The sequence below is a fragment of the Martinezella miluonensis genome, assembly GCF_900094545.1.
In the GTDB taxonomy this organism is placed as follows: domain Bacteria; phylum Pseudomonadota; class Alphaproteobacteria; order Rhizobiales; family Rhizobiaceae; genus Rhizobium; species Rhizobium miluonense.
On sequence record NZ_FMAH01000004.1, the window covers coordinates 287984 to 295385 of the forward strand.

The 7402-nt window shown below is 59.5% G+C and carries 9 protein-coding genes; 6 read left to right on the forward strand and 3 right to left on the reverse strand.

Annotation, left to right across the window (positions count from 1 at the left end; genetic code table 11):
* Window positions 1-7 precede the first annotated feature (7 nt).
* Window positions 8-595, reverse strand: coding sequence for a deaminase (locus GA0061102_RS06945; protein WP_092845235.1), 588 nt, complete (start codon window positions 593-595; stop codon window positions 8-10).
* A 287-nt stretch (window positions 596-882) separates the two neighbouring features.
* Here GA0061102_RS06945 and cysG point away from each other — a divergent pair, with 287 nt between their 5' ends.
* The 5 genes from cysG (at window position 883) to GA0061102_RS06970 (ending at window position 5908) form a co-directional block, all read left to right on the forward strand.
* Complete coding sequence (cysG, locus tag GA0061102_RS06950) at window positions 883-2325, forward strand: siroheme synthase CysG (protein ID WP_208858615.1); 1443 nt, start codon at window positions 883-885, stop codon at window positions 2323-2325.
* 3 nt (window positions 2326-2328) lie between these two features.
* Window positions 2329-2643 carry a DUF2849 domain-containing protein gene (locus tag GA0061102_RS06955; RefSeq protein WP_092845237.1) on the forward strand — a complete coding sequence of 105 codons (315 nt, stop codon included), beginning with the start codon at window positions 2329-2331 and terminating at the stop codon, window positions 2641-2643.
* A 17-nt stretch (window positions 2644-2660) separates the two neighbouring features.
* Entirely contained in the window at window positions 2661-4340 is a 1680-nt protein-coding gene (locus GA0061102_RS06960; RefSeq protein WP_092845239.1) for a nitrite/sulfite reductase, read from the forward strand.
* A gap of 11 nt (window positions 4341-4351) precedes the next feature.
* The gene (locus tag GA0061102_RS06965; RefSeq protein WP_092845241.1) at window positions 4352-4864 is read left to right on the forward strand and encodes a DUF934 domain-containing protein; all 513 of its coding nucleotides are present in this window, start codon (window positions 4352-4354) and stop codon (window positions 4862-4864) included.
* A 231-nt stretch (window positions 4865-5095) separates the two neighbouring features.
* Complete coding sequence (locus GA0061102_RS06970; RefSeq protein ID WP_092845243.1) at window positions 5096-5908, forward strand: ferredoxin--NADP reductase; 813 nt, start codon at window positions 5096-5098, stop codon at window positions 5906-5908.
* A 54-nt stretch (window positions 5909-5962) separates the two neighbouring features.
* Here GA0061102_RS06970 and GA0061102_RS06975 read toward each other — a convergent pair whose 3' ends face one another.
* Window positions 5963-6577, reverse strand: coding sequence for a GntR family transcriptional regulator (locus GA0061102_RS06975; protein ID WP_092845245.1), 615 nt, complete (start codon window positions 6575-6577; stop codon window positions 5963-5965).
* A 186-nt stretch (window positions 6578-6763) separates the two neighbouring features.
* On the reverse strand, window positions 6764-6970 hold the full coding sequence (locus GA0061102_RS06980) for a hypothetical protein (protein ID WP_092845247.1): 207 nt from the start codon (window positions 6968-6970) through the stop codon (window positions 6764-6766).
* A 177-nt stretch (window positions 6971-7147) separates the two neighbouring features.
* On the opposite strand from GA0061102_RS06980, the gene GA0061102_RS06985 reads away from it, so the two are divergent.
* On the forward strand, window positions 7148-7402 hold a 255-nt coding region (locus GA0061102_RS06985), incomplete at its 3' end, for a transposase (RefSeq protein WP_139115037.1).

The window sequence follows — 7402 nt, forward strand, 5'->3', positions numbered from 1 at the left end:
GCTGAACTCAATTCAGGGGGATGTCGTTGTCGCTCTTCGACGCCTGGTAGCTGTCGGACAATCCGGCATAGGCTGCCTTGATGCGTGCGGTCTGTTCTTTCAACGCGCCTTTGCGCGCATCGGCTTCCGTCTCCACAAGATCGGAGATGGCAAAGCTGTTCCAGAATGCATTCTGCCTGTTATAGCCGCCCGGCTCCAGGCCGAAGACTTCCTTCAGGATTTTGAGATCGTGGGGAATTGCGAAGGCATCCCGGGAATCTTCGTGGCTGAAGAAATAGTAGAAATTGTCAAAACCAGCCCAGGTGATGGCCGACATGCACATGGTGCAGGGTTCGTGGGTCGACAGGAAGATCAGGTCTTTGCTCGCCGGCTTCTCGCCCAGTTCGTAGAAGCGCTTTAGCGCATGCACTTCGCCATGCCAGAGCGGGTTCTCCAGCTCGTTGTTCGTTTCGGCGATCACAAGCGAGAGGTCGGATTTGCGCAGGATGGCAGCTCCGAAAACCTTATTGCCTGCCGCCACGCCCTTGCGCGTCAGCGGCAGGATGTCGTGTTCCACGACGTCGAGAAGGCGGGCTGCGATGGTAGTGTCCGACAAGGAAATGCTCCAAAAATTTTCGTCCAATCTAGCGGGATTACCGGTCCGGCGGAATGCGCAAATGGTGGGCGGGCGGTGTTTGTCACAGGCAATAAAACCGATATGAGCATCGGTCAATGATAAAAGTCTATAGATTTCCTGTATTTATCGCAATTTGCTCGTCTGGTGAGTTTTGCTCAAATCCCCCTCATGTCGAGCAAAAGAATACGCTCATGCACGGGCATTAGAATTTCTGTTTCTTCAATCCCTTGGCCTCTGGGGCGATATTCGGCAGACCTTGAATTGGAATGACGATGCTTCCCAGGACTGAACAGCTTTCGGTGTTTCCCGCCTTCTTCCGCGTAGAAGGAAGGGTAGCGGCCGTCTTTGGCAATGGCGATGAAGCCTTTGCCAAGGTGCGGCTGCTGATGAACACGCAGGCCAAGATCGTTGCCTATGTGCAGACGCCGGAAGCCGACTATCACGCCTTCCTCATCGCCAATCGCATCGCGACCGTGCGCGCCGAGTTTTCCGCGGATCAGGTCAAGGGTGCGACCCTTGTCTTTGCCGCTACCGACGATGCCGAGGCTGATCGTGCGATCGTCGACGCCGCCCGCGCCGAGAGAATTCCTGCAAACGCCGTCGATCAGCCCGATTATTGCGATTTCTATACGCCGGCTCTCGTCAATCGCGCGCCCGTCGCCGTCGCCATCGGCACGGAAGGTGCGGGGCCGGTGCTGGCGCAGATGATCCGGGCGCAGATCGACCAGATACTATCTCCCTCGCTCGGGAAGCTGGCGGAATTGGCGACGCGTTACCGTAAGCCGGTCGAACGCCTCGTCACGCGTGGCGTCGCTCGCCGCGTTTTCTGGCGGCGGTTCTTCTCCGGACCTGTTGCCGATGCCGTCAATGCCGGCCATCTCCTGCGGGCGGAGCAGGCGGCCGATGAGCTGTTGCGGTCGTCGCGCAAAGTCGAGGGCAGGGTATGGCTGGTGGGCGCAGGCCCCGGCGCGGAGGATCTTTTGACGCTGCGGGCGCAGCGCGTGATGATGGAAGCCGATGTCATCGTCTATGACGCCCTGGTGCCGCAGGCGATCGTCGATATGGGTCGCCGCGATGCCGAGCGCCTGTCCGTCGGCAAGCGCAAGGGATGCCACAGCAAGTCGCAGGAAGAGATCAACGATTTGCTCGTTCAATTCGGCCGCGAAGGCAAGCGCGTGGTACGGCTTAAATCCGGCGACCCGCTGGTTTACGGTCGTGCTGGCGAGGAGATGGCGGTCCTGCGCGCGGCTGGCATCGCTTACGAGATCGTTCCCGGCATTACCTCGGCCTTCGCCGCTGCTGCCGATTTTGAGCTGCCGCTGACGCTGCGCGGCGTCGCTTCTTCGCTGGTCTTCACGACGGGGCATGATCTGACCGGCGATGTGCTGCCGGATTGGGCAAGCCTGGCCGTATCCGGTGCGACGATCGCCGTCTATATGGGGCGCACCGTTGCCGCTTCCGTCGCCGGTCGCCTGATGCAAGCCGGTCTGCCGCCTGAGACGACCGTTGCCATCATCGAGAACGCGAGCCGCCGCGATCGCCGCCTGATGCACGGAATATTGAGGGATCTGCCTGATCTTGAGCACCGTGACGAGTTGAGCGGGCCGGTCATGGTCATTATCGGCGATGCCGTCGCCGGTGCGAATTTTGAACAATCCGAGCCGCTGGTCAGCCGTAAGGCCGTTGCTCAAGACTATGCAAGGAGCTGATGGATGGTCGACAAGGTTCTGACCGCAAACCGCCTCACCGATGGCGTCGCCGTTTGGCTGAACGCAAATGGCGAGTGGACGATATCGCTGCAGGAAGCTCTGGTTGCTCGCCATGCAGAAGCGGAAGCTGCGCTGGAAGCGATCGGCAAGAAGGCCTATGCTGATAACAAGGTCGTCGACGTCAATCTGATCGACGTTCAGGAAACCGGCGGCAAGCTTTGGCCGCTGCGCCTGCGCGAGCGCATCCGCGCCGAAGGTCCCACCATGGAATACGCGGCGGGCTATGCCGCGGCCGATCCCGAATTCATTGCAGCCTGAGAAGCTCTGAGGAAATCATGTATCGTTACGACGAATTCGACCACGCCTTTGTCGCGGAACGGGTTGCCCAGTTCCGCGATCAGGTGGAGCGGCGCCTCTCGGGTGAGCTTTCGGAAGATGCCTTCAAGCCGCTGCGCCTGATGAACGGTGTCTATCTGCAGCTGCATGCCTACATGCTGCGCATCGCCATTCCCTATGGCACGCTGAGCTCGCGCCAGATGCGCATGCTCGCGCACGTCGCACGCACCTATGATCGCGGCTATGGTCATTTCACCACGCGCCAGAACCTGCAGTTCAACTGGCCGAAGCTGTCCGAGATGCCCGATGCGCTATCCGATCTGGCCTCCGTCGAGATGCATGCCATCCAGACCTCGGGCAACTGCATTCGCAATGTGACGGCAGACCATTTCGCCGGCGCTGCGGCCGACGAAGTCGCCGATCCCAGGCCCTATGCCGAAATCCTGCGGCAATGGTCATCGGTCCATCCGGAATTCTCGTTCCTGCCGCGCAAGTTCAAGATCGCCGTCACCGGCGCCGAGCGCGACCGCGCCGCGATCCAGGTGCATGATATCGGCCTGCATGTGAAGAAGAACGACAAGGGCGAGATCGGCTTTGCCGTTTACGTCGGGGGCGGGCAGGGCCGCACGCCGCTGGTTGCCAAGCTGATCCGCGACTTCCTGCCGGAAGCGGACCTTCTGTCTTACATCACCGCCATCATTCGCGTTTACAACCTGCATGGCCGCCGCGACAACAAGTACAAGGCGCGTATCAAGATCCTCGTGCATGAAACGGGCACCGAAGAACTGACGCGTCAGGTCGAGGCTGAGTTCGACAAGCTGAGGGATACCGAACTGAAGCTGCCGGAAGCCGACGTTCAGGCGATATCGACCTATTTCGCATTACCGGCACTGCCGCAGCGCGCCGAAGGCTGGGAAAGCCTGGCGCGCTGGAAGAAGGCTGATCCGGATTTCGCGCGCTGGGTGCAGCAGAACGTGCAGCCGCACAAGAACCCCGATTACGGCATGGTCACGATCTCTCTGAAGCCGATCGGCGGCATTCCCGGCGACGCCTCGGATGCGCAGATGGAAGCGGTGGCTGATATTGCCGAGGAATACGCTTTCGACGAAATTCGCGTCAGCCACGAGCAGAACCTCATCCTGCCGCATGTCGCGCTGGCCGATCTCGAAGCCGTCTATCGCGGCCTCGTTGCCGCCGGTTTGGAAACGGCGAATGCCGGCTTGATCACCGATATCATCGCCTGCCCCGGTCTCGACTATTGCGCGCTTGCCAATGCACGCTCCATCCCGGTCGCGCAGGAGATTTCCAGGCGTTTCGGCTCGGCCGAACGCCAGGCAGAGATCGGCGAGCTGAAGATCAAGATTTCCGGCTGCATCAATGCGTGCGGCCATCACCATGTCGGTCATATCGGCCTGCTGGGCGTGGAAAAGAAGGGCGCGGAACTCTACCAGATCACGCTCGGCGGCTCCGGCGACGAGAACACCTCCATCGGCGAGATCATCGGCCGCGGCTTCGAGCCCGACAAGGTGACCGATGCCATCGAGACCATTGTCGATACCTATCTCGGCCTTCGCCTGGATCCTTCCGAAACCTTCCTCGTCGCCTATCGTCGCGTCGGGCCGCAGCCGTTCAAGACTGCGCTCTACGGCGCGTCCTCGTCGGCAGCCGAAGCGGCCTAAGGAGATTGAATATGACCAAGATCTGGCGTGAAACCGGCTTCGTCGAAAACGATCCCTGGGTCATCGAGACCGACGAGGTCAAGGCGACCGAGACGCAGAAGCCTTTGCTCGGCCTCGATGCCCTGATCGCAAAGGCCGAAGAAAGCAACGACGTCGGCCTTGGCGTCGTCATCAAGCCGGCGGACGACGTGATGCGGCTGCAGCCCTATCTCGATCGTCTCGACATTGTCGCCGTTGCCTTTCCGGCGTTCAGCGACGGCCGCGCCTTCAGCCATGCCTCGCTGCTGCGGCAGCGTCTCGGCTATGCCAAGGAGCTGCGTGCTGTCGGCGATGTGCTGATCGATCAGGTGCCGTTGATGCTGCGTGTCGGCATCGATAGTTTCGCCGTGACCAACGAGACGGCGTTGAAGAGGCTGTCGGAAAATCGCCTGCCGGGCATTCAGCGCTATTATCAGCCGACCGCACGCCATGCCGAAGGCGGGCAGACCTATAGCTGGCGGCGGTTGCCGGCAAAGTCGGCCTAGGGCCCACAGGCTTGCCATTGCGGCAATTTGACAATGTCGAATTGCCGTATTCCAGGCCCAAAATATAGGTAATGTCGGCGAGCTGAAATCTTGACCGGAATACGCATATTTCAGTCCTGCGCTGCCGGATGGAATGGAATGCCTTTCAATTCGGTCTATATTATAATATTAGCCTCGCGCAATGAGCCTGCCAGGAATGACGTGTAAGACGAATACGGGATCAGAGACAGAATGAACGCCCCCGCCAAGACAGATGAATTTGCTTCCGCAGTCCCAGCCGGCGTTTTCGCCGAGAAGGTGCTGAGCGTCACGCATTATACCGACCGGCTCTTTCGCTTTACGATGACCAGGCCGCAAGGCTTCCGCTTCCGCTCCGGCGAGTTCGCGATGATCGGTCTGATGGTTGACGGTAAGCCGCTCTATCGTGCCTATTCGATTGCAAGCCCGGCCTGGGCCGACGAGCTTGAGTTCTTTTCGATCAAGGTGCCGGACGGCCCGCTGACATCGCACCTGCAGAACATCAAGCCGGGCGACGAAGTGCTGATGCGCAAGAAGCCGACGGGCACGCTGGTTCTCGATGCGCTGACGCCGGGCAGGCGCCTCTATATGTTCTCGACCGGTACCGGCATCGCGCCTTTCGCGAGCCTGATCCGCGATCCCGAGACCTATGAAAAGTTCGAGGAAGTCATCCTCACGCATACGACACGGGATGTTGCAGAGCTGAAATATGGCTTCGACCTGGTCGAGGAAATCCGTAATGACGAACTCTTAAGCGAAGTCGTCGGGGACAAGCTGCGCCATTATGCGACCGTCACCCGCGAGGATTTCCCCTTCAAGGGCCGCATTACCGATCTTATCGAGAATGGCAAGCTCTTCAGCGATCTCGGCGTACCCGCCCTCGACATCACCATCGACCGCGGCATGATCTGCGGTTCATCGGCAATGCTGAAGGATACCAAGGACCTGCTTGAGAAGGCTGGCCTTACCGAAGGTGCGAACAGCAAGCCGGCCGAATTCGTTATCGAACGCGCTTTTGTTGGCTAGACGGATCGGCATCTGCGAAAAGACAAGGCGGTCTCGGCAACGAGGCCGCCTTTTTCATAACCCGCTCAGGTGGTCGATCAGCGACGCCATGGCGTCGCGCGCATTGTCCGCATCACCGCCGCAAATGGCTGCGATAGCCTGAAGGTGCATCGCTATCGCGCGATCCATACGATCAGCCGCTCCCGTGGAATACCACAGCCGGCGCGCATGCGTTTGCACCGGTCCGAGAGCCGAGGTGATGAAATTGTTGGGGCAGGCGTCTTCCAGTATCTCGTCGAATGTCTTGTCGGCGGCAAAAAATCCGGACAGGTCGCCTGTCACGGCGCAGCCGGCCATCAGGCGCGCGCATTGCTGCAGCTGGTCACGTTGCTGCTCGTCGGCATGAACGGCAGCGAGCGCCGCCGCAATCGGTTCCAGTTCCCGCCTGACCTGCATGACATGCCGATGATCGTCGGGGCGAATCTCCGCGATCTGCAGACCCACTCGCGGCCGCACATGGATCAATCCTTGCCACGCAAGCTTCTGGATCGCCTCGCGCACGGGAGTACGCCCTTGACCTGCCATCTCGATCAACTGCTTTTCGGTAACGAGCGCACCAGGCTGGAGAGCGAGCGTCACGATCTGATGCTCTAGCGCCAGATAGGCGAGATGGCTAAGCGAATTCTGCATGCAATATGTCCGGCCCGGCTGATATGGCGCACAGTGTCACCTCGCGCTGTCGAAGGCAACCGCTTGTGATATATCACGATGAATGCCTGACGCTGAAAGTGGCCTCGGCTTGGCGATCCCGCGTGGAGCGATGGTGAAGGCGGCCCCCACCTGCGGTTTCCCTTGCTTGGACAGGCAGTCGCGGACTTAGAGCTCGATGCTCGAAGACTGGTACGGCGGCTTGCGCTTGGCGGCCATCAACAGATCCAGCTCCGTGGCCGACGGACCGAATTTATAGAACAGTCGTTTCGCTTCCTCGTCGTCGAGGCGATATTTTCGTGCAAATTCGGCGATGCTATAGGGGCGACCGCGAACGACTTTGCGCGTTGGCATCCGATTGGTGTTTTCCATCATGCTTCCAACCTCCTCTTCGGTTCCATATCTTTCTAGATAGGGTCGGAGATGAAGTCGGAAAGGTCTTTGGCGTGCGTTGCGGTAAACAATACAACAAAAAAGGGAAGACATTCCGTCTTCCCTTCAGACTGCTGACAAACCTCTGGCTTTGGCCGGAGGTTTTTGATTCAATGGGACATGTTGAAGAAACCTGCTGCCGAACAGACGGCTCTCGAGATGGTGACGCTCGACAGCCTGGTGCCGAGAGATCATCTGCTTCGCAAGATCGATGCGGTGATCGACTTTACTTTCATCCATGATCGCGTTGCGGGATTGTATTGCGCCGACAACGGCCGGCCGCCGCTCGATCCGACATTGATGTTCAAGGCGCTGTTCATCGGTTATCTTTTCGGCATCCGCTCGGAACGTCAGCTGGTGCGCGAGATCGAGGTC